This is a genomic window from Streptomyces sp. MI02-7b, from assembly GCF_033793585.1.
GTDB lineage: Bacteria > Actinomycetota > Actinomycetes > Streptomycetales > Streptomycetaceae > Actinacidiphila.
The window spans coordinates 113696-135568 of sequence record NZ_JARAWX010000009.1 but is presented as its reverse complement, the minus strand read 5'-3'; the positions used below and the strand labels follow the sequence as shown (position 1 = coordinate 135568).

At 68.6% G+C, this 21873-nt stretch carries 13 protein-coding genes and 1 pseudogene; 8 read left to right on the top strand and 6 right to left on the bottom strand.

Annotated elements, in window-relative coordinates; translation table 11 throughout:
* Nucleotides 1-443 precede the first annotated feature (443 nt).
* The 3 genes and pseudogenes from PV364_RS17065 (at nt 444) to PV364_RS17055 (ending at nt 3298) form a co-directional block, all read left to right on the top strand.
* Complete coding sequence (locus PV364_RS17065) at nt 444-671, top strand: ferredoxin (RefSeq protein ID WP_319660863.1); 228 nt, start codon at nt 444-446, stop codon at nt 669-671.
* Nucleotides 668-2035: pseudogene (locus tag PV364_RS17060) on the top strand (NAD(P)/FAD-dependent oxidoreductase); the annotation flags it as partial. The gene PV364_RS17065 and the pseudogene PV364_RS17060, both read left to right, overlap by 4 nt.
* A gap of 291 nt (nt 2036-2326) precedes the next feature.
* Nucleotides 2327-3298 carry a cytochrome P450 gene (locus PV364_RS17055; protein ID WP_319661029.1) on the top strand — a complete coding sequence of 324 codons (972 nt, stop codon included), beginning with the start codon at nt 2327-2329 and terminating at the stop codon, nt 3296-3298.
* 1046 nt (nt 3299-4344) lie between these two features.
* On the opposite strand, the gene PV364_RS17050 is transcribed toward PV364_RS17055, so the two are convergent.
* On the bottom strand, nt 4345-7938 hold the full coding sequence (locus PV364_RS17050; RefSeq protein WP_319660862.1) for a S8 family serine peptidase: 3594 nt from the start codon (nt 7936-7938) through the stop codon (nt 4345-4347).
* A 1160-nt stretch (nt 7939-9098) separates the two neighbouring features.
* Between PV364_RS17050 and PV364_RS17045 the strand changes: the two genes are divergently transcribed.
* Both PV364_RS17045 and PV364_RS17040 read left to right on the top strand, forming a co-directional pair.
* Entirely contained in the window at nt 9099-10640 is a 1542-nt protein-coding gene (locus PV364_RS17045; RefSeq protein WP_319660861.1) for an alkaline phosphatase D family protein, read from the top strand.
* Nucleotides 10633-11895: a hypothetical protein gene (locus PV364_RS17040; protein ID WP_319660860.1), complete on the top strand. Its 1263-nt coding sequence runs from the start codon at nt 10633-10635 to the stop codon at nt 11893-11895. Before PV364_RS17045 ends, PV364_RS17040 begins: the two co-directional genes overlap by 8 nt.
* 1710 nt (nt 11896-13605) lie before the next feature.
* Here PV364_RS17040 and PV364_RS17035 read toward each other — a convergent pair.
* Both PV364_RS17035 and PV364_RS17030 read right to left on the bottom strand, forming a co-directional pair.
* A complete protein-coding gene (locus PV364_RS17035; protein ID WP_319660859.1) occupies nt 13606-14490 on the bottom strand; it encodes an alpha/beta hydrolase in 885 nt (294 codons plus the stop codon).
* 146 nt (nt 14491-14636) lie between these two features.
* Nucleotides 14637-15104, bottom strand: a complete 468-nt coding sequence (locus PV364_RS17030) for a nuclear transport factor 2 family protein (RefSeq protein WP_319660858.1) — start codon at nt 15102-15104, stop codon at nt 14637-14639.
* A 444-nt stretch (nt 15105-15548) separates the two neighbouring features.
* Here PV364_RS17030 and PV364_RS17025 point away from each other — a divergent pair, with 444 nt between their 5' ends.
* Nucleotides 15549-16160 carry a TetR/AcrR family transcriptional regulator gene (locus tag PV364_RS17025; RefSeq protein WP_319660857.1) on the top strand — a complete coding sequence of 204 codons (612 nt, stop codon included), beginning with the start codon at nt 15549-15551 and terminating at the stop codon, nt 16158-16160.
* A gap of 45 nt (nt 16161-16205) precedes the next feature.
* Here PV364_RS17025 and PV364_RS17020 read toward each other — a convergent pair whose 3' ends face one another.
* The gene (locus tag PV364_RS17020; RefSeq protein ID WP_319660856.1) at nt 16206-17327 is read right to left on the bottom strand and encodes a helix-turn-helix domain-containing protein; all 1122 of its coding nucleotides are present in this window, start codon (nt 17325-17327) and stop codon (nt 16206-16208) included.
* 391 nt (nt 17328-17718) lie between these two features.
* Complete coding sequence (locus PV364_RS17015; protein WP_319660855.1) at nt 17719-18420, bottom strand: DUF6882 domain-containing protein; 702 nt, start codon at nt 18418-18420, stop codon at nt 17719-17721.
* A 93-nt stretch (nt 18421-18513) separates the two neighbouring features.
* Between PV364_RS17015 and PV364_RS17010 the strand changes: the two genes are divergently transcribed.
* The gene (locus PV364_RS17010; protein WP_319660853.1) at nt 18514-18660 is read left to right on the top strand and encodes a winged helix-turn-helix domain-containing protein; all 147 of its coding nucleotides are present in this window, start codon (nt 18514-18516) and stop codon (nt 18658-18660) included.
* A 69-nt stretch (nt 18661-18729) separates the two neighbouring features.
* Here the strand turns inward: PV364_RS17010 and PV364_RS17005 are convergent, their stop codons facing one another.
* Entirely contained in the window at nt 18730-19572 is an 843-nt protein-coding gene (locus PV364_RS17005; RefSeq protein ID WP_319660851.1) for an enoyl-CoA hydratase/isomerase family protein, read from the bottom strand.
* Between the two features lie 928 nt (nt 19573-20500).
* Here PV364_RS17005 and PV364_RS17000 point away from each other — a divergent pair.
* Nucleotides 20501-21694, top strand: a complete 1194-nt coding sequence (locus PV364_RS17000) for a DUF4241 domain-containing protein (protein WP_319660850.1) — start codon at nt 20501-20503, stop codon at nt 21692-21694.
* Nucleotides 21695-21873: the final 179 nt, after the last annotated feature.

Sequence of the window (21873 nt, the reverse complement as noted above, 5' to 3'; positions counted from 1 at the left end):
CCTGAGGCGGGAGGTCGGCGAGCATCTCGTGGCGGTACCCGTGGCGACGGCTGTGAATATCGAGCTCCCGTTTCGGAGCCTGTCCACGCGATCGACGGCGTGCCCCGTTGGATGCCGACGTCTCCCGGGCAATCGGACGCGCCGGTGTCCGTGCCACTGTTACGCTGGATTTGTGACGGTTTTCCGGCATACCGAGCCATACGGGTTTCGTCGGAACGGCAATCCGCAGGACGCCGCTTGCGTAGCAAATGCAGCCGCAGCTGGGCTCCGTCACCAGTCAGGCGCCGATCGCTGAGCCGCGATGATCAATTCTTTCCGGGGTGACCCGACGAGCCCGGTGCACCCCCTCTCGCCTCCCGGGGCAGGTGCCGGGGGGAATCCTTCGCGCGACGAAGCGGCGTCGGCTCGAGGGACTGCAGCGGCCACTCCCTGTGGAGGCCGGGGTGAAGGTTGTCGTTGATCTTTCCCGATGTGCGGGGTACGCGCAGTGCGCGTTCCTGGCTCCGGAGGCGTTCCGGATGCAAGGTGAGGAAGCGCTCATGTACGACCCGAACCCGGATGACGTCCGGCGCGACCAGGTGCTCCGCGCCGCGGCCTCCTGCCCGGTCCAGGCAATCCTGGTCGACCAGCGGGAGGCGCGGAACGCACCGCCGGCGGACCCACAGCCATGACCAGCGCCGACCACCAGCGTGCGTTCAAGCGCGATGGCCGCATCGTGGTCGTCGGGGCATCCCTGGCGGGACTGCGGGCTGCCGAGGCTCTACGGGACGAGGGCTTCGCCGGATCGTTGACCATGATCGGTGACGAACTGGGCGAGCCCTATGACCGGCCCCCCCTGTCCAAGCAAGTACTGACCGGGTGGGTGCCGGCCCAGGGCACCGCTTTGCCGCGCCGCCGTGGCATCGATGCGGAGTGGCTGCGTGGCGTGCCAGCCAGCGGGCTGGACCTCGCGACGAACCACGTACGACTCGCTGACGGACGCGAGGTTCCCTTCGACCGGGTGCTGATCTCCACCGGGGTACGGGCCCGGCCCTGGTGCGTCGAGTCCGAGGCGGCCCTGGACGGAGTGTTCGTCCTCCGTACACGCGAGCATGCCGAGAACCTGCAGCGAGCCCTCGCCGCCGGGCCCTCGCGCGTGCTGGTCATCGGTGCGGGATTCACCGGCTGCGAGATCGCCTCCGTCTGCCGCAAGCGGGGCATCCCGGTGACCGTCGCCGAACTCGCACCGGCCCCGCTGGTCGGGGCGCTCGGCGCCATGATCGGCGAGGTTGCAGCCACCATGCAGCGCGCTCACGGAGTCGACCTGCGGTGCGGTGTCGAAGTCACCCGACTGGAGGGCGACGGGCAGGGACGGTTTCGCCGAGCTCACTTCGACGACGGCAGTACGGTCGACGCCGATGTGGCGGTGGTGGCTCTCGGGAGCGTCCGGAACACCGAGTGGCTGCGGGAGTCGGGACTGGCGGCGGGCGTATGGGGCATCACGTGCGACACGGGCTGCCGCGCCCTCGACATCAACGGCCGTGTCACCGACGACGTCTTCGCCGCGGGAGACGTGGCACGTTGCCCGAACCCCCTCTACGAGAACCGGCTCATCTCGATGGAGCACTGGGCCAACGCCGTGGAGCAGGCACAGGTCGCGGCACACAACATGGTCAGCCTCCCGGAGGACCGCCGGCCCCACCGGTCCATCCCGCTGTTCTGGTCGATCCAGTTCGGCGTCAACATCAAGTCCGTAGGTGTGCCGACCTTCGCCGACGAAGTGGCCGTTACCCAGGGCTCGCTGGACGACCACCGCTTCGTCACCGCATACGGCTGTCGGGGCCGTGTCACGGCTGCCGTGAGCTTCAACAACGGCACGTGGCTGGACCACTACCGACGCCTGATCGAGACGGCCGCGCCCTTCCCGCCCCCATGTCCCACGCCGGACCAGCCGGCCGACATGAAACCGGTGCCCGTCGGCCTCCCCGGCCCCATCCAGCTCGCTCAGGGCGCCACAGTGGTCGTGACCGGCCAGGACCCCGGTGGGCGCCACGTCACGGCCGTGCACCGGCATCGGCATCCGCAGGGGGAAGACCGGACGACCGCGACCGCGACATCCGGCACCCTGCAACGGATCTTCGACTATTCCGCACGGGCGGACCCGTACCCGCTGTATGCCGAGTTGCGTGAGACGCCGGTGGCTCGGCAAGAGGACGGCAGCTACGTCATCAGTACGTACCGTGAGATCACGGACGTGCTGAATGACCCGCATCTGAGCTCCGACCTGCGTAATCTGTCGCAGCCGCCTCCCCCGGTCGAGGGAGGGGCCGCGTCGTCGTTCATCCACATGGACCCGCCCGAGCACGATCGCCTGCGGCGTATGGCGATGCGCCACTTCGGCCCCCCGCACACCCCGGGGCTGGTGATCGGCATGGAAAGCGACCTGACCGCCGTCGTCGCGGGCCTGATCGACGATGTCGCGGGCAAGGAGCGGATCGACGTCGTCGACGATTTCGCCTTCCCCTTCCCCGTGACCGTGACCTGTCGCTTGCTCGGCGTGCCACGCGAGAGAGAACCGCATGTCCACCGCTGGGTGCGCGACCTGATGAACTCGGTCGACTACAACCCCGAGACCGACCCGAAGGAGAAGCTGGACAAGGGCGTACGGGCCCGCAGTGACTTGCGGGAGTGCCTCGGCGACCTGGTGGAACGAAGCCACCGCCGACCGGGAGGCGGCCTGCTGTCACGGCTGGCCAACGACGACGGGCCCGAAGGTCGGATGGCCGACGCCGAAATCGTCGCCACGGCCAGACTGCTCCTCGTCGCCGGCCATGAGACCGTCGTCAACCTCATCACCAACGGCGTGCTGACACTGCTGCGCCACCCGCAGATGCTGCAGCGACTGCGCGACGAACCGGATCTCGTCGTGCCACTGGTCGAGGAACTGCTCCGCTACGAGCCCCCCGTCCACATCCTCCCCTGGCGGGTGGCCTACAGCGACGTCACCGTAGCCGACACCGTCATCCCCCAGGGCTCGCGGATCATGCTCGTGCTGGCCTCAGCCAGCCGCGATCCGAAGCGCTTCCGGGATCCGGACCGCTTCGACCCGGATCGTCACGACAACCAGCACCTGGGGTTCGGCAGCGGCATCCACCTGTGTTTCGGCGGCCCGCTGGCCCGGCGGGAAACGCAGATCGCGCTGACCGAGTTGGTACGCCGGCTCGAACGCCCCAGGCTGGTCGCCGACCCGCCGCCGTACCGGCCCAGCCCCGTTCTTCGGGGCCCGCTCCATCTGGACATCGAGCAATGTGACCGTTGATACGGCAGCCGCGGGCAGATGAAAGTAGCCAGTCTGATCACGGGTCGGGGCGGACTGTCCAGGGTGGCCGAAGCTCGGCGCGCCGCAGGAGCACCTGTCATCGGAGCACGGCGAGGCCCCTGCCGCCCAACGTCAGTCCTACGCCAACAACCTCCATGAATCACGCGCCCTGGTCGCCGTCACCGCGCGCTCCAACCGGTCCAAGTCGGGTCAGGACGTCGCCGAATGGCTGCCGCCGTACGCGGCCGCGCGCTGCGAGTACCTGGCCGACTGGGTGACGAGGCGCGGTGCAGTCCGTCAACCATGAGGAGGCCCAACCGTAGCCACCACGGCGGTGGCCAGAATCACCAGGAAGAGAACAACCCCTACGGCGCATCCACGAACCCCACCACGACAATGGGGTCGCTGCCGCCCCAATCGCTGCAGTCGTCCCGCCGAGGCAAGGCACTGGCGACCATGCCCCGGGTGTAATAGCGGCGTCGGCGTCAGGACCCTCGGCCGCTGTCGCGGACGGAAAGAGCGTCATCGCCGACTACTGGGGGGTGATCACCCGCATGCGATCGGCTCCCCGTCGCATCCCTGAGGAACGGGCCGTTCGGCTCCTTCGTGTGCACGAAGGGGTGCGCGTCCCGGCCGCCCTGCGGCGACGGCAGCCCGGGCATCGAGGTCGCGCTGCCGGTCATCTGCTCCCGGAATCACATGTACTGACCGGGTGTCGCACCGGGAGGGGCGCCCACTGACGCCAGCTGGATACTGAGTGTAGATACCGGTCATCCGCTACCGCGCCGTGCGTGCCGGCGTCCTGGACCCGGCAACGATCGAGGCCGACGTTCGCGCCCTCGGGCAGCCTGGAGTGCCGGCGGGAGCAACCGGGCTCCTCGTCTCACTCTCGTGATGCCAGGGCTGCGCCCATCGGCAACCCCGGTGGGGCACCTCGGACACGAGGCGGGGATCCAGGGCTTGCGGTGGCCCTGTCGGCCTGAGGCGGGACCGCTGGATGCGGTCCCGCCCATGGGTCGGCCGGCCCGGGCCGGCCCGGTGGGTCCCTACTTCAGGCCGAAGGCCCGGCTGATCTTCTGTGTGACGGTGTTGCCCTGGTTGTCGGCGGCGCTGGTGCGCAGGGTCACGAACTTCGCCTTGGAGGGGGCCTTCAGACTGGTGCTCCAGCCGGCTGCGGTACGGGTCAGGGCCGCGTGCTGCCACGTGGCGCCGTCGTCGTAGGAGATGTCGAGGCCGACCGTTCCGATGGTGTCGGAGGCGGGAGCTCCGGCGAGGTGCGAGGGAGTGACGGTGATCGCCGCATGGCGGCCGGTCTTGCCTTCCGCGTTGATGCCCTCGACCGTGTAGTCGAGCTGGATCAGCGGCAGAACGGCGTAGGTGCCGGGCGCGGGCTGCGCGGAGGTGAAGCCCCACTCGGTCCTGGTCGTGACCGAGTAGTCGTTCTCCCAGAAGTCCCGGGCGTTCTCCGAGACCAGGCGGTACGGCCGCTTGTCGGGACTGTCCAGCGTGAGGGGGTACCGAGGGCTGCCGATGGTGTCGGTGGTGGACTCCCTGAGCAGGAGCGGATCGCCCTCAGGCAGTACCTCGTACATCTTCACGCTGTTGCGGACACCGGTGTTGAACAGGGTCCTGCCGACGTGCCCCGGCTCGGAGTCGGCCCACCCCGGGATGACCGCCAGCACTTGGTCGCCCACCCGCACCGGGACGAAGGTGCTGTTCAACCGGGGACGCTGGATCGGCCCGAAGTAGGCCAGGTGCGAGGTCGTGCCGCTCGGGTACCGCTTCACGAAGTCGCTGCTGATCTGCAATTGCTGGTTGACATCGGCCTGCTCCACCCAGTCCGTGTCGCGTGACACCCAGTCGGTGCGCTCGGCCTGGGCCGGAGTGGGCAGCGGGTTCGACCCGTAGAAGGTCTGCCACACCGCGGAACGCAACTCCAGGGCCCGCGCCGGCCGGTTGTTGCGGAAGGAGACATCCACCCGATTGAGGTCGCCGCTCTCCGGCCGGTAGGTCGGGTCCGAGGGGATGGCGTCCCAGTGCTTGCTGATGTCGTACAGGTAGTCCGTGGTGGGCTGGTAGGTCACCTCGAGCGGAATGTTCCGGCCCGGCTTGATCTGGGCGATCAGCTCGTCGCCCTCGTCCGCGGTGAGCGAGGCCACCGTCAGGGGAGGCGGGTTCCCCTCCTGGGCGTACGGGTTGTCGAGGTCGGTGCCCCACGGGTCCAGGCGGCCGTCACTGTCGTTGACGACCAGCAGCAGTTTCGCGCCGGCCTGGGCAGCCTGCTGCGCCTGCTCGGCCGGCCCGACGGAATCGCTGCGCCGGACCACGACGGCCTTGCCCGAGGCGTTGAGGCCCGCGTACGCGTCGCTGCCGCCCTCACCGGCGAAGACGGCCTTGAGCCGGCGCGTACCGTCCTTGAGCGGTGTCTGTCCGCGGGCGACGATCATGTCGTCGAAGGTGCGCGTGTCGGAGGCGACCGTCAGGGCCGGCTCCGTCAGGCGCCAGTCGCCGCCGAACCCGAACGTGCCCGTGGTGACCGGCTTGGTGGGCAGGGCCCACACGCTGTCGTACTCGGTGGAGGGCCACCGCTGCATCATCAGGGAGTTCCCGCTGTCGAACCCGCGGTAGAGGTCGATGCGCGTGTCCGCGGGGGTGCTTTCCTGCGGGGTCCGGACGGAGACCTGCTTCGCGCCGGACGCGTCCAGGTTCACCGTGGTGTCCTTCTCGACGACGACCTCGGGGGCGGTCAGGATCGCCCTGCCCTTGGAGTGCGGTCCGTGAGCGCCCTGGACGTCGCCCTCGAGGGTCACCAGGTACGTCCCGGCCGGCACGTTCACCGTGCCGGTGCCCGATGCGTCCAGTTGCAGCGGCCCCATGGTGGTCTTCTCGCTGATCAGGTACACCTCGCCGGTCATCGGGCGGCCGCTGCGGTCCTTGCCGTTGAGCGTGAGGGTGAAGCGCGGAGCCTGGAGGTAGGCGCCGATCAGGGTGTGGGCCAGCAGGGCACCGGACGGGCCGGTGGCGAGGATCTGTCCCGAGGTCGTGGTGTCGCCCTTGATCAGGCCGAAATCGGTGGTGAGGGTGACCTTGCTGCTGCCGTGCGCGGGGACGGTCACCTGGCGGGCGGACAGCGAGAACGCGCCCGCGGGAGCCGCGGGCACCTGGATCGCCAGGTCGAGAGTGACCGGGGCGTTCCCGGTGTTGGTGTAGGTCACCTCCTTCTCGGTCTTCTGGCCGGTGGGAGCCGAGGCGTCGCGGTAGCCGCCGAACACGCTGCCGGTGGCGAACACGGTGCCCTTGACCGCGGCGGAGGCGTCGAGGCGGCCGCTGCCGCCCTCGTACGGGCTGTACTGGGGAGTCGCGTGGGTGGTACTGACCAGGCCGTCCTTGAGCTGCTGACCGGTCCAGTCCGGGTGGGCGGCGGCGAGCAGCGCGGCGGCGCCGGCGACGTGCGGGGTGGCCATGGAGGTCCCGCTCAGCGTCTGGTAGTAGCCGGTGCCGTCTTCGGCGTACTGCGAGCGGGCCGCCAGCACATCGACGCCGGGTGCGGTCAGCTCCGGCTTCAGGCCGGCGTCGCCCTGACGCGGGCCGGTGCTGGAGAACTCGGCCAGGGTGTCCGAGGTGTCCACCGCGCCGACGGACAGCGCGGCGTCGGCGACACTGGGCGTCGAGACGGTGTAGGGGCCGTCGTTGCCGGCCGCGATGGTGAACAGCGCACCGGTTTCGGCGCTGAGCTGGTTCACGGCCTCGCTCAGCGGGTCGTGGCCGTCGGTGGGTCCGGCGCCCAGGCTCATGCTGATGACCTTGGCGTGCTGGTCGCGGGCGGCCCACTCCATACCCGCCAGAAGCCAGGAGTCCTGGCCGCTGCCTTCGTTGTCCAGCACCTTGCCGATGTGCAGGCGCGCGCCGGGCGCGACGCCCTTCTCCTTGCCGTCGGAAGCGGCGCCGGTGCCGGCGATGGTCGAGGCCACGTGGGTGCCGTGGCCGTTGCGGTCCTCGACATCCTGGTCGGGCACGAAACTTTCGCTCGCGGCAACCTGACCGACCAGGTCGGGGTGCTGCGTGTCCACACCGGTGTCCAGCACGGCCACGTCCACCCCCTGGCCGGTGTCACCGCCTGCCCATACCTGCGGTGCGCCGATCTGCGCGGTGGTGTCGGCCAGAGCGGCCTTGACCTTCCCGTCCAGCCAGACCTTCGCGATCCCGCCGTGCAGTTGGCGACCGGCATCGGCATCGGCACCGCGGCCGCTCGCCGTCGCGGTGCCGCCGGTGAGCGACTGCCAGAAGTCACCGGCCTTGGACCGCGACTCGGACAGCGCCGCCCCCTGGATGCTGCTCAGGGTGCGGGTCCTGGCGGCGCCGGACGGCACGCCCTGGGTCCGCGCGCGGACGGCGGCGTCGGTATAGGTGACGATCAGGGGCAGGCTGCTGCGCTGCTCGTCGTCGTAACCGTCCGCCAGCAGCTTCGTGACGTTGAAGAGCTCACGGTCCAGCTTCCCTGCCGCGACGTAACCAACGGCCGCGTCGGGGTACATGTAGACGTCCTTGCCGACCTTGTAGGTCGTGACGCCGGTGAGCCGGCCGTCCACACCCTGCACGGAACGGGTGACCCTGCCCAGGGCGTCGGTGGTTACCGTCACTTTGTCACCGGTGATCAGCGTGACGGTGCGCGCGGCCGGACGAGATGCCGCCGCCCCGATCGACGCCCGCTCCGACGCACCACCCCCGGAAACAGCCGAGGCGGGCAGGAGCGGCTGGACCACCAAGGCGGCCAGCGCCACAGCGGCCGCAGTCGCCACGCGTCTGCCGGCAGGTACAGATGAATTTCTGATTCTTCGCATGGATAAGAGTGATTCTTTCCGAGATGAGCATGGTCGGCCGCCAGCGCGGCACAAAGTTCCTGCCGGTCTGTCGGACCTTGTTTCGCGTGACAGTACCGGCAGATTCGACATCACGTAAGACATGATCAGACCCAATGTGAGAGAAATGGCCTCCCGAAAGACGCCGGCATGGCTCAACGTGGCTGGATTGCAGGCGAGTTGAGGTCGAGGACTCGTCGAAGAATGCGAATACCCGAGCCGGCTGGACTCCGGACCGGGGGCGGCCGGCATTCGGTTCAATGGAGACGAAACAAATGGCGCGCATATCCAAGAAAGATGGCGCCCGGATTCATGCAAATGAGGTCTGCGAAACAATACGGGCGGCGGGGATGGTCCGTCGCAATCCACTGGCGACTTCGGTCACGTGCCTACGCGTTCGACGAGTCCGGCCTCCTCGGTACACGGCCGACCGGCGGGTCCTGTTGGGCCCAAGGGCTGTCCCGTAAACGATCTGCACGCCGTCTTGTGCAGGGTGGGCCTTCACCTGCTCCGGAGGGTTACCCGCCGAGGGTGAGGTTGTGCAGTCGCCGGACACCGAGCATGGCGGCTGCGTTCTCGCCGGCCGCTGCGAGCATCCGACCGGCGTGATGCCTTGGCGCGTTCCGGGAGACATCGGTGGTATCCACTGGACTCCCCAGCGTGCGAGGTGAGGGCCCGTCAGGATGTGCTGCTCGTCGGGTCGAGGCATGTCGGCAGATGAAGGACGGGTTGCGTGTCAGGGCCGTCATTGGACGGGCGGTGAACGGAGGCCGAGGATGTGAACAGTGCGGCTGAACCGCAACGGCTGATCAGCGGCGCAATCCCAGCTCAAACACCCGCGACACCCATACAAAACCCACCAACTCGCGGCTTTGTCATGTCACTTGACCGCCCTCATCGCGGGGCGGGAAGTTCACCTGCGACCGCGAGCATCTGCGGCCATGAGCAACCTCAGTCGCCGCATCTTCATCCTAGGCGGGCTCACCACCGCGAGCGTCGCAGCGCTCCAACTCGGGGCGGTGGCCCAGCCGTCGGCCGCCGCCTCCACTCCGTTCCCCTTCACTCTCGGTGTCGCGTCCGGCGAACCGGACGACAACAGCGTGGTTCTCTGGACGCGTCTGGCTCCCGCACCCACCAACGCGGACGGTCAGGGCGGCATGCCCAACGCCGACGTCGCCGTCGACTGGCAGGTGTCGACCAACCAGAACTTCACCACCCTCGTCAGCTCCGGTACGTCGACCGCGCGCTACGCACAGGCCCACGCGGTGCACGTGCTGGCCGGCGGACTCGCCCCGGACTCGGAGTACTACTACCGGTTCCGGGCCCAGGGATTCATCTCCCCGGTGGGCCGGACCCGCACCGCGCCGGCTCCGAACACGGTCGGGCGAGACTTCACCATGGCCTTCGCCTCGTGCGCCCACTACGAGCAGGGCTACTACACCGCTTACCGACGCATGGCCGACGACCGCCCCGACCTGATCCTGCACTTGGGCGACTACATCTACGAGGGCGGCGCCACCGCCGGCGCCGTGCGCCAGCACCTCGGCAGCGAGATCGTGTCGCTGGCCGACTACCGGCGCCGCTACGCGCTCTACCGCAGCGACCCCGACCTGCAGGCCGCGCACGCGATCGCGCCGTGGCTGGTCGTGCCGGACGACCACGAGGTGGAGAACAACTACGCCGACATGGTCCGCGCCGACAGCAGCCCCGTGTTGACGACGGCCCAGTGGACCGCACGTCGTACCGCCGCGTACCAGGCCTACTTCGAGAACATGCCGCTGCGGGCCGCCGCGACCCCCTCCGGCAACAGCATCCAGCTCTACCGCCGGGTCCGCTGGGGCACCCTCGCCACGTTCCACATGCTCGACACCCGCCAGTTCCGCGACGACCAGGCCTGCGGCGACGGGACGAAGGTCTGCGCCGACGCCGATCTGCCGGCCCGTTCGATCACCGGCGCGGCTCAGGAGGCATGGCTGCTCGACGGACTCGGCCAGCACCTGAGCACCTGGGACCTCATCGGCCAGCAGGTCTTCTTCGCCCGCAACGTGAACTCGGCCGGCGCGATGAACATGGATGCCTGGGACGGGTACCGGGGCAGCCGGGCACGGATCCAGCAGGGCATCATCGACCGCGGCGTACGCAACCCGGTCGTCCTCACCGGCGACGTGCACGCGTCGTGGGGCAACGACCTCAAGGCCGACTACGCCAATCCGTCGTCGGCGACGATCGGCTCCGAACTCGTCTGCACCTCCATCACCAGCACCGGCAACGGAAGCGCCACCACGGCGATCCCCAACGGATCGCTCAACCCGCATCTGCGCTTCTACTCCGAACGGCGCGGCTACGTCCGCACGCACATCACGCCGTCGCAGCTCACAGCCGACTTCCGGTCGGTGGCGACGGTGACGGAACACGGTGCGCCGGCGACCACCGCCCGGACCTTTGTCATCCACGACGGAAAGCCGGGGTTGGCCGATGCGTAAGCTCTCCGTACTCGGCGCAGCCATCGCCGGCCTGGTCACCGTCCTCGCCGTCGTCGCCCCGGCCTCGGCGGCGGGTCCCTCGTCCTGGGCGACCGCCAACAGCGACTCCGCGGGTGACCAGGACACCGCCTCGACCGCGGCCAACCGCCTCGGCGACGTCGCGGTGGTGTGGGAGGACGACCGCGACTCGACCAACCCGGGCGACGACGCGCACAGCGACGTGTGGGTGCGGATGTACCGCAACGGCGTCTCGGCGTACGAGAAGAAGCTCTCGGCCGGCGGGACCGCGGGCGTGGCCTGGCGGCATCTCCAACCCGACGTGGGACTCGACGACCGGGGCAACGCCGTCGTCGTGTGGGCGGAGGACCCGGACGGCAACGGGTACGACAACATCACCTACCGTGTGCTCTCCCCGGCCGGCGCGCTCCTCGGCTCCGGCCAGGCCAATGCGAGCGCCGACGGCCAGCAGATCCATCCGCGCGTCGCGGTCGATCCGGACGGCGCGCCCAACAGCACCACGGCGGTCGCGTTCTCCGTGGTGTGGGAGGACATCCAGGGCACGGCGGCGGCGACGGTGAGGGCAGCCGGCTTCACCGGGACCACGACCAAGGCCTACGAGGTGACGGTCAACGCGGCCGGCGGCGCGCACCACAACCCCGACGTCGCGACCTCCGCCTCGGGCGACGCCGTCGTCGTCTGGGACGAGGACACCGACAACAACGGCGTCTACCAGATCGGTCTGGTGAAGCTGGCCAAGGCGAACGGGGCTGTCGCACTCAGCCGCCGCAGTGCCAACAGCCTCGGCGGCGGGCAGCAGCAGCGCCCAGCCGTGGCCGCCGACTTCAACGGCGACTTCGCCGTGGCGTGGGAGTCCGATCACACCGGGACCCGTGGCGTCTGGGCCCGATCGTTCACCGCGACCGGCACCGCCGGCTCCGCCGAGGTCGAGCTCTCCAGCGGAGCCGGAGCCGGCAACCCCACTGTCGGCATCGACGACCAGCGCGACACCGTGGTCGGCTGGAGCGTCGCCGGCACCGATCCAGCGGTCTGGGCCCGGGGCCTCAACCCCGACGGCACGTTCGCCGGCCGGTTGCCGGCCCAGTCCGTCAGCCAGGTCACGACCGGTCGGCAGGAGCAGCTCTCGCTGGCTTCCTCCCCGTTCGGCACACTCTCCATGGCGTACACCGATGACAACGACGGCAATTCCTTCGACCAGGTCCTGCTGAGTCTGGGGGCGACCAACTCGGACTGGTGACGTCCTCTCGATCCGCGGACGAGCATCGGGCCACCCCGCGTGGGGAGATCCGGCAGCCGGTTCCGGAACCGCGCGAGAACGCGGTCCTCCAGCACCGCTGCCGGATCACCGGCCACTTGGTTCGAGGACCTGGCACGGCGTGCGTCGCGTACCGCCCCCGTGGCCGCCGCCGATGCGCCTGGCTCGAGGACGTCTGCCTCGCTTGACGGGCGTCCGGCGAGGCCCAGCGGCTCGGATCCCCCAACCGTGGGGATGCGGGCCGCTGGGCTGCGTGAAGGCTGAGATCACCCGGTCGGCTACTGAAGTGCACTGGTCAGTACGCAGGGCGATTCTTGCTGTGGGCTCGCTGCTGCCTCCGAAGCTCTTCTCTTCTGGTGAGCGGCGCTGCCGCGCGTTGCGGGCCGCTTTGCTGGAGGTGGCGTGTTGTCTCGAATAGACGTGCCTCAGGCGCCTCAACGGCGGCGCCGAGTATGTGTGCGGATGTGGACGGTGGCCGCGAGCGTGGCCCTGACGTCCAGTGCTCTGACAGGTGCCGCGTATGCGGAAAGCGCCGAGGGTGGCATGGCTGATGCCGCAAAACCCAGCGCCGTCGCCGGTCTCGCGGACCCGTGCTTGCTGTTCCCGGACTTCCCCGGGTACTGCCCCGGCCGCCCCGGGCATCACGGGCACCCGGGGCGCCCCGGGATTCCCGGCCCGCCAGGGCCTCCCGGTCCTGCTGGTCCTGCCGGTCCTCAGGGCGAGACCGGCCCGCAGGGGCCACCTGGTGTCGCCCCGGCTCACGGCCTGATGGACTACGACGAGCCCGGTACCTTCACATTCGTCCCGCCCGCAGGGGTCACCTCAGTCTTCGTCCAGGCATGGGGTGCCGGCGGGGGCGGCGCGGGATCAGACGGCCTGCACACTGGAGGCGGTGGCGGTGCCGGGGGCTTCGCCTGGTGCGTCCTTGATGCGACCGGACCGGTGACGGTAGTCGTCGGCGCCGGAGGGCCGGGCGCCCCAGGCGGGCCTGGGCCAGGTCTGACAGGCGGCAACACCGTCGTGAGCAACGGCCCCGACAACGTGACCGCCAACGGCGGCGGGGGCGGGAGTTTTTCGATGGGTGGCGCCGGCGGCACGGGCACTTGCCCTGGTCAGGGCACAGCCAGGCAAGGCGCCAGCGGCGGGACCGGCATCGTTGGCAACCCGACTGCTCCCGCGACCCCGGGCGGCCGTCCGGCAGTGGACGGAGTGGTCCAGCCCGCACCGCCGAACGCGGGCACCGGCGGCAACAGCGGCGCCGGTGGTCCTCTCAACCCCGGTGACGCTGGCGGCAACGGATACGTCGTCATCTGGTGGTAGACCGCGACGAGGCCCGGCACGTGGTCTGGCGCGGCGGGATTCGGCGGCCCGATCCGCGCCACGGCACAGCACAGCGGCCCGGAACCCCGATGGGGATTCCGGGCCGCCGTGCGCATGCTCAGGCCGCCGGCGGCGGCGTCTTGCGTGGCCGACCGCCCTTTCGGTCCCATCCCGCCGCGAAGTGCTGGATGGACTCGCGCGTCGACACCGGCCCCGAGTTGGCTCGGCGATCGGCTTCGGGAAGCGGGCCTTCCCCGAGAACGTCGCCGGGGGGATCGCCCGGACAGCAGCGTCCGCCTGCACCGGGTCGCTTGCCGGGGAGTGATCGGCCGGGCCGGGCCCGGCCGGTCCCCGGCATCGTCACCACGTCACTCAGAGAGTCGAGGCCAGTTCGGCGAGGGCCTGATCGACCGAAGCGAGAAAGATCGACATGTGCCCATGTCCCTCGAGTAGATGTGCGGTTGCGCCAGGAATATGCTGCGCGAGCCACGTGCCGTGAGCGAAAGGCGCAGCCAGATCTTCGGCTCCGTGCCAGACCGCGGTGGGTACCGCTATCTCCTGTACCGAGAATCCCCATGGCTTGACATATGAGAGAGTTTCATCGACCCAGCCGTCGACTCCGTGCCGCAGACTCTCGGCCCAGCTCGCACCGATGTCTGCCGCCACTTCCTTTGTCGCAAGGACACGGTCCGCGGGCGACAGCAGATTCATCAGGATCTGGCGAACGTCCTCGGCACTGGCTGAACGCATTTTTTGAGCGTCGTCCTCCAGCGAGGGACGGAGAAGATTTTCCCCCATGAGCGCCCTCTTGAATTCATCGACATTGCTCTGGGCCATGCCGGCAAAGAAATCCGACCCCAGCTCCTCGTACGGGGCCACGCTGCACATGACCACCGTCCCGGCCACCCGCTCGGGCAGCCGGGCCGCGACCGCCAGTGCGTGGGGGCCACCTCCGGACCAGCCGAACTGGAGCGAATTCGAAGCTCCGAGATGATCCAGCACGGCAGCAACGTCGTTCGCCGTATCCGCCACCGAACGGCCGGGCAGTCGAGTGGACGCTCCTACGCCCGGGCGGGAGAACGAAACCAGCCGAAGGCCACGATCATGGGCGGCGCGCTGAAGAAAGCGGAACTGCGTTCCCGATGTCGACGATCCATGATGGTAGACAAGAGGAACTCCAGTAGAGGGCCCGGAAACCTCAACAGCAAGCAGTCGTTGATCCGGCAGGGGTATCGTGAACATTCTGATCGTCTCCACACATGACGGTCCTTTCCCGCAGTCGGCTGGATGACGGCACACTGCTACGACGCGGCTCTCGGTTGTCACCCGATGTGAGCCGGGACCATGAATTGGACAGATTCGGACAGGGTCGAACGCTGAGAGTCCGGACCGAGATCCGGGGGTCATACCGTGGCGGTACCGCCGGCGGCCTCGATCACCTTCATGGGGTTCCACAGCTCCCTGAGCAAGACCAACTGGCCGTCCCGGAACAGCATCTTGCTCATGTAAATCTGCTGGTAGGTGCCGCCATTGCGAGTCAGAGCCTCGCCCTCGTATTCGGAGAAGACGGTATCAGGGTCGCCAGCAACCGAATAGGAATGTATGTTGCGCACCGTCAGGCCCGTGAGCTGAGCCAACAGCGAGCGTATATGGGAAACCACGGTGGCCTTGCCTTCGAGTCTGTCCGGCATGCCCAGCGAGGGGGCGTAAGGGTACTCGAACACGACGTCGTCCGCGAAGAATTCGAACACCTCCTCGGATCCAAGGCTGCTCAGGAGGCGGCTGGCCAATGCGATGTTGCCCGCAGAGGCAGAGGCAGAGGCAGAGGCAGAGGCAGAGGAAGGGTCGGTGGTCGTGCCTGCTTCGGACATGTTGGGTTCCGTTCCTGTGCTGGGCGGAGCTGAAGCTCCGGACGGGGCGCGCCGCAGCGGGGCGGGGACACGCACGTTTCCTGACACCTGTCATATTAATGCATCCTCGTCACGTGCTTCGGCTTGGGCTTCTCGCCCCGGGGTGAGAAGCGGGGCATCCGGCCGCCAGCGCGACCTGCTGCTGCACCACGGCTTGCTTGTGCGGCATCGGCCGGCCCGGGCCGACGTGGTGACCGCCGACCCCCTCAAGCCGGCTCGTATGTGTGACGCATGTCAGACTCACTGCGGGTTTCTGTGGTCTCCCGACCGGACCGGTAATCTGAGATGCCCACCGTGCGGCCTGTCGCGGGCGCCCGGCTTGGTTGAACGTACGGAGGATGTGTGCCTGCAGAGGCGAGGCCGGCTACCAGGCGACCCGGGCGGCCAGGGAGGCAGACTCCTCCGGTGCCGGAGGAGCAGGTCATCCTGCAGAAGGGGCTGGAGGCTTTCGCCGAGCTGGGGTATGACCGCGCCTCGGCGAGGGAACTCGCTGGACGCCTCGGTGTGAGCCACAACTTCATCAATGACCGGTACGGCTCCAAAGCAGCCTTCTGGCGGGCCGTGGTAGACCATGCCCTGACCTCTCAGCTGGCGGAGCTCGGCGGGGAGGCCGCTCCGGAAGGGGACGACGCCGAGCGGCTGCGATGGATCATCGTCCGCTTCTACCGCACGGCCGTCGACAGGCCATGGGTGGACCGCCTGTGCACGGACGAGTTCTCCCGGGACAGCGAGCGTCTGGATTACCTCTACCAGCACTACATCGGGCCGACGCTGGCCTTGATCGCTCCGAGCGTCGCAGCGCTGACCTCGGCCGGGCGTCTGCCAGAGGTCCCTTTGGACGTGCTGTTTTTCGCGCTCATCAGCCCGGTGGCCGGTCTGACCCAGGAGCCCCTCGCGCAGCGGCTGGGACGGGACGCTGCGCCATCGCCCGAGGATCGGGTCGCCACCGCCGAGATCCTGGCGAACCTTGTTGTGGATGGCTTTTTGTCTGCCGGTGAACCGCTCCGGTCCGAATAGATCGCGTCGTCCTGGCCGGTCTTGAGGAGCGTCTCGAGCAGCCTGTCAGGCGCGGTGGCCGACGTCTGGGTCCGTACCCGTCGGCGAGAGGCCGGCCCGCCGGAATTCGGCAGGGGAGAGGCCGTACACCGAACGGAATGTGCGGCTGAAGTGCGCGTGGCTGGCGAAGCCCCAGCGGTGCGCGATGGCCGCGACGGTCTGTCCCGCGAGTTCCGGGGTCACGAGGTCCCGGCGGCAGCCTTCGAGCCTGAGGCGCTGGATCCAGCGACCGACCGTCATGGGCTCGCCCTGGAAGAGCTGGTACAGGTAGCGAACGGAGATGTGGTGTGCCGCCGCGACCGATGCCGGGGAGAGCGACGGATCGTGCAGGTGGGAGCGGATGTAGGTGCGCAGGCGAAGGAGCAGGGTTTCCTGCACTTCGTATGCGGCCACGTCCTTGGCGTTGCCTTCCAGCGCGACCAGGGCCGTCAGAATGTCGACGATCCCCCGCCCGAGGAATTCCTTCGAAGCCGGCGCGCAGGCGCATTGGTCGGGCGCGCAACTGCAGTGGTCCGTGATGGTGACGAGCCCGTTCACATACGACGCGAGGACGCCGCTGATGCCCTGGACGGTTGAGTAGGTCCGGCCGGTGGCCAGGCGCAGTGCCGAGTCGGGGAGGTCCAGCATCTCGCGCGGGACCGTGGCGACGCTCTGTCGCACCGGGCCGGTGAAGTTCAAGGCGTAGGGCCTGCGCGTGTCGAGGATGACGAGCTCGCCGGCCGTGACCGGGACCTCCCGGCCGTCCTGGGTCGCGACGCCGGCACCCGCCCGTTGCAGGCTCACGACCAGCGAATTGTCGCCGTCCGCGGCGATGAGGGGCGCGGTCCGCGTCATGCGCTGCGGGCTCGCCTCCAGGGACCCGACGTGGACGCCCGCGACAGATGCCTGCCGAATGGCACCGTGGATCTTTGCGTCCTCCCGCGCGCGGACCTCCAGCCGGGTGAACGCCTTCCCTACGGCGTCCGTCCAGTACGCGGCCCGCTCCGCGGGTGGTTTGATGTCCGTGAAGAATGCCTGGATCACGATGCCCTCGCGAAGTTCCATGTGGCATTGGGTTCTGGAGCAGTGTGCCGAGCGCGAGATCGCGGAACCCCTTGCCCTGCCACCGTAAGCTCCGGCCGCGCTCACGGACCGCGTGTCGTGCAAGACTGCGGGATACCCGCAGAAACGCGATTCGGGGACCCCTGGAAACCCGAAACATGCCGGTGAAATCGCACGGGCCGTCATCAGGAGTCCGGCACCGCTCCCTGCTTTAGACGACCACAGCAGGTCCATCCACGAGCGGAATGGTCGGCGACGGCACGGAGCGCGTCCCATGCGGCTCACGGGCGCCGGTTGTGGTGTGGCGGGTTGCAGGCCTTGGGGCGGCCGGCGAACGATCGAGGGGTGACAACGATGTCGCGACGTTGGAGCGGCTTTTCCGCGACGCCGGAGGCTCAGGTGTAGGTGGATGAGCGGTGGTGTCAGCGATCACGCGAATCGCTCCTGGACCGGCTGATCAACACCAGCCACCAGGTCATCATGAACGGACCCGGCTACCGCCGCAACAAGCGCCCCGGGAACCGCACCGACAAAAGCGGACCGCGACCGTGACGGACAGCTGACCGCGTGGGTCTTCCGTGGGCGCTTGAGCACTGAGGCCCAGGCGCCGGGTCGCGGCCCACTTCTCTGGCGCGCGCTGACTGACGCTGATGTCGACGTCGGAGACACTGCCGTCCGCGGAGGTCAGGGTGACCGGACCGAACGTGATGATGACGGCGGAGTTGCCTCCCGGGCCCCGGTAATAGCCGGTCGCCTCGGTGACCCGAACAGCCAAGGCCACGAGCGTCGCAGCGGCTGTCTCATCGGCCTCGATCCTCGGCTGGGCGAGAGAAGGTTGCCCGTTGGCCTCTGCCCAGTCCCGGAAGACGCGCGCGTCTCGGCTCATGTCCGGAAGGATGCTCTGGTTGGCCCAGGCCCACAGCCATGAGCGCGAGGCCGGGCTGAAGCTGCCGAGAATCTGTGCCGGTGCCGTGGCTGTCCTGTCGGGGAAGGTCCAGGTGATCATGCCCGTCGTCTGGTCGAGATCCCAGCGGTCCGCCGATCCCAGGCCCCAGGACATATGCGCACGACCCAGCTGTTCGATCATGTCTTCGCCCTGCAGGAGCAGCACGCTCAGGTCAGCCCGCTCTGCGGCCTGACCGGCACTCTCCGTCTCCTGGGCGCGCATGAACCATCCCATGCTGCGGAGTCTGCCAGAGGACACTGACCAGTCGGCAACGACCCCTTGGAGCAACTACCTGGCCGTCGGCAGGTGGGGAAGGCGGGTGATCACGTGATCGTCCACAGCTGGACGCTGTCCCCGGACCGTGTGCTGATCGAGAGCCGGACGGGGGTGGCGTTGTCGGTGCGCGGGGCCTGGGAGTTGCTGCGACGGCACGACTGGTCCAGCCAGCAGCGCTCGGCGGGCAGTGGAGGGTGACGATGCGGTCCCATCGGGGAACGCCAACGTTCTCTGGACAGCTCTCGAGACGAGCGTTGCTGGTCCATCTCACGGACTTGCCTGTGTGTCTTCTTCCGGCTGCCGTCCGAGGTGGTAGCCCAGGCGCATTTCGTAGTCGCCTGGTCGGTTGCGTCCCGCGGCGAGCGCCGCCGGAAGTCTGCGCTTGGATCCCGGCCAGCCGAATGAGTGGACGTAAATGTCGTAGGAGGACTGCAGATCCTCTGCGGACGGCAACGTATATCGGTTGACCTGCTGCTTTACGGCGGCAATCGACTCCTTGTCGAATGAGGCCACCCGGCGGGCGAGGGTGTCGACGAGCGTGTCGAGTTCACGGTCGGGGACTGCGCGGTTGACCCATCCGTACCGCTCGGCCAGGTCACTCGAGTAGTCGTCGCTGGACAGGGCCACCTCCAGCGCGCGAGCACGGCCGAGCAGCAGGGGCAGGTGCTCGAGGCCGCCGCCGCCGGGGACGTTGCCGTTGGCGGTCTCAGGCTGGCAGAACCATGCCCGCTCACTGGCAAAACGCATGTCCATCGCCTGGATCAGCTCACTCCCCACACCCCTGACCCGTCCGCGGACCTTCGCGATCGAGACGACGGGCAGGCGTGACAGACGCGTGGTCGCATCGATCAGCAGCGGGTAGCCGCTTGCGCCCAGTTCCTTGGGCGTCTCGGTGACCCGGGAGGTGTCGTAGTGGTTCAGGAAGTACTCGGAGTTCGCTGACTCGAACACGGCCACACGCAGCTCCGGAGCAGCCTCCATCTGATCGACCAGCCGCGGAAGCTCAGTGAGCATCTCCGGGGAGACCAGGTTGATCGGCGGGCTGTCGAACGTGATCCTCCATAGACGCCCGGTCTCGACGGTCACCGAGAAATGGGTCCATTGCTTCATGATTCATCTCCTCTGTTTGCAGTGACCCGCCCGCCGAGCAGGTCATGCGACAGGGGTGAGGTGTACGGGAGGCCCCGGCGTCGGTCCTGGTCCGCATGGTTTGCTTCATCGTCAGCGGTTGCCCTCGGGTGCGCACCAGCTCACGATTCCGGCTGGCCGCGGCGGCACGGACCATCGCCGTGAGCCCTTCCGATCCGGTGCAGCTGACGCGCGTTTGCCGGGTTCCTGCGTACTTGATGTGCGTCACCAGGCTACGTTCGGCCATTCGCATGGTCCGCGTCGCGGGCGCGTTGTCGGATGCATCGAGCCCGTGTGCAAATCCTTGAAGCGCGAACTTCACCGGCGAACAGCTCGCGAACGATCGGCAGCATCCGTGGGTCACGGAGGACGTAAGGCCGTCCGTGAGTGATCGGGAACGGCTCGTCCGACCAGGTCGGCCGGAAAGGCGCTGGTCGTCACCGCGGTTCGAACGTCGCGGCCAGGGAGGCCCGGTCGCGGGTACCGAAACAGCCGCCGCACCGTGCCGCCGAGGAGCGGCTTCCGACGCACGGTCAGCGGGCGCTGGTGATCGGTGTGCATGCGCTGGTACGCACCGCTGTGCTGTGCGTTCGTCGACCGGCCGTAGCGCGGCTTTCGCCGGGTTGGGCTCCCACGCAGGGGTGCCCGCGTTCCCGCCCCTGAGCGTCGGCGCTGACGCGAACGCACGCATCACCGGTGGGGCTCGCCGAACCAGCTGTGTTTCGTCACCTGCGGCGGCCCCTATCGTCGGTAACCCCGGGTTGCCGGCCTCCCACAACCCTGTGTGTCACACCTCAGTGCCAGACTGGCGGCACGACGAAGCTCCGGAAGGGCAGTGCGATGCGGCGGGGTCACCCGTCGAGCGCCACTGCTCGGGGGCGGCTGGTGCCACGGGGGGAGATGCGCGGCTGTGATCTTCGACAGTCTTGATGTGTCGTACGGCGACATGTGGGGTTCCCAGAGGGGAATGACCCATCCGGACCCGATGTCGCGCGCGGTCGCGGCACGCCGGCATGCTGCCGGGATGGAGTACGCGGTTCTGCTGTCCGCGCGGGAGCGACCGCTGGCACTGGTCGAATACTGGCCGCGCCGGATGTGGCGTGTGTATCTGTTCGACGACAGGTCCTGGCGCATGCAGATGATCGACCTCAAGCCGCACAGCGCGGGGATGTTGTTGGCTCACAGGAGCACCCGATGGCAGTTCTCCCACGAGCAGGAGCACTCGTCCTGGAACTGGGATGTTCAGGAGACCACGACCGTCTCGGCCGACGGACAGGTCGAAGTGAGCTCCGAGTTCGCCGGACCGAGGGGAGCACTGCACGCTCTGACAGCCGGCCCGACGGGCGTCCCCGTGCGGCGGTTCCAGACGCCCGTCGAAAGCTTCCTCTGCCCCGTACCGGAATTCGGCGACTGGCAGGTGTTCGCGCCGTTCCTCGCCCAGCAGGGCCACGAGCCCGCCACGACGGTAGTCCTGAACGACGTGTCGGTGGACGAAGGATCGGGACCGCTGCGCGCCAGCGGAATCGAGCAACTGTTCATTCCGGGCGCGTGCGAGACTGCGGATGGGCCGGCCGTCGTCGAGCCCGTTGACGCCGGCCTGCTGCGGATCACCTCAGGGCAACTGGCGGTCTCGGACCCCGGCTGGATCGGAGAGACCTCGCGGACCGTCGCTGTGCCACCGGGCGAGTTCCCGGTCACGCTGTCGCTTTTGCGCACGACACGGGGGGCCGGTGTCGCTGCGGCCAGGGTGACGTTCCTGGACATCCCGCCCCATGAGTGGGAAATGGCCCTCCGGCCCGAGGAGGACCTGGGGCTGCTCGGCGAGGGCCAGTTCTACGGGGTTGGCGTGGACACCGGCACAGCGGCTTTCATGGATGCGACTCGGACGGTGATCGAAGACCGGCTGGACGAGGACCTGTTCGCAGCACTCGGCAGCCAGTTCACCGTCGAACTGCCGGGCACGGAGCCCGAACCGAACCTCATCGCCTTCCGTGCCGGCCGGGGCGACGGGGCCTACCCCGTCTGGATCGGCCGCACCGATGACGGACAGGTTGGTTGCGTCGTCGTCGACTTCCAGCTCCGTTCCGCCGACGGGGGAGAGTGAGATCGACTCCCGCTCCCTGGATGTCCTGCAACGTCCACTCGAGGCTGCGTGCTGCTTCGGCACCGACGTAACCATCCAGGCGGTAGCCCGGCCGGAAGCCTGGCAGGCGCCTCGCTCCACCGATCCTGACATCGCAGCCGTTGCCACTCCCAGCGGCGGCCTGGACGACACCCGGCGTG

What these genes read in the sequence shown, in the direction of transcription:
- PV364_RS17055 (WP_319661029.1), top strand. Translation starts at nt 2,327, where the DNA reads ATGGACCCGCCCGAGCACGATCGCCTGCGGCGTATGGCGATGCGCCAC.
- PV364_RS17015 (WP_319660855.1), bottom strand. Translation starts at nt 18,420, where the DNA reads ATGGGATGGTTCATGCGCGCCCAGGAGACGGAGAGTGCCGGTCAGGCC.
- PV364_RS17045 (WP_319660861.1), top strand. Translation starts at nt 9,099, where the DNA reads ATGAGCAACCTCAGTCGCCGCATCTTCATCCTAGGCGGGCTCACCACC.
- PV364_RS17005 (WP_319660851.1), bottom strand. Translation starts at nt 19,572, where the DNA reads ATGAAGCAATGGACCCATTTCTCGGTGACCGTCGAGACCGGGCGTCTA.
- PV364_RS17040 (WP_319660860.1), top strand. Translation starts at nt 10,633, where the DNA reads ATGCGTAAGCTCTCCGTACTCGGCGCAGCCATCGCCGGCCTGGTCACC.
- PV364_RS17030 (WP_319660858.1), bottom strand. Translation starts at nt 15,104, where the DNA reads ATGTCCGAAGCAGGCACGACCACCGACCCTTCCTCTGCCTCTGCCTCT.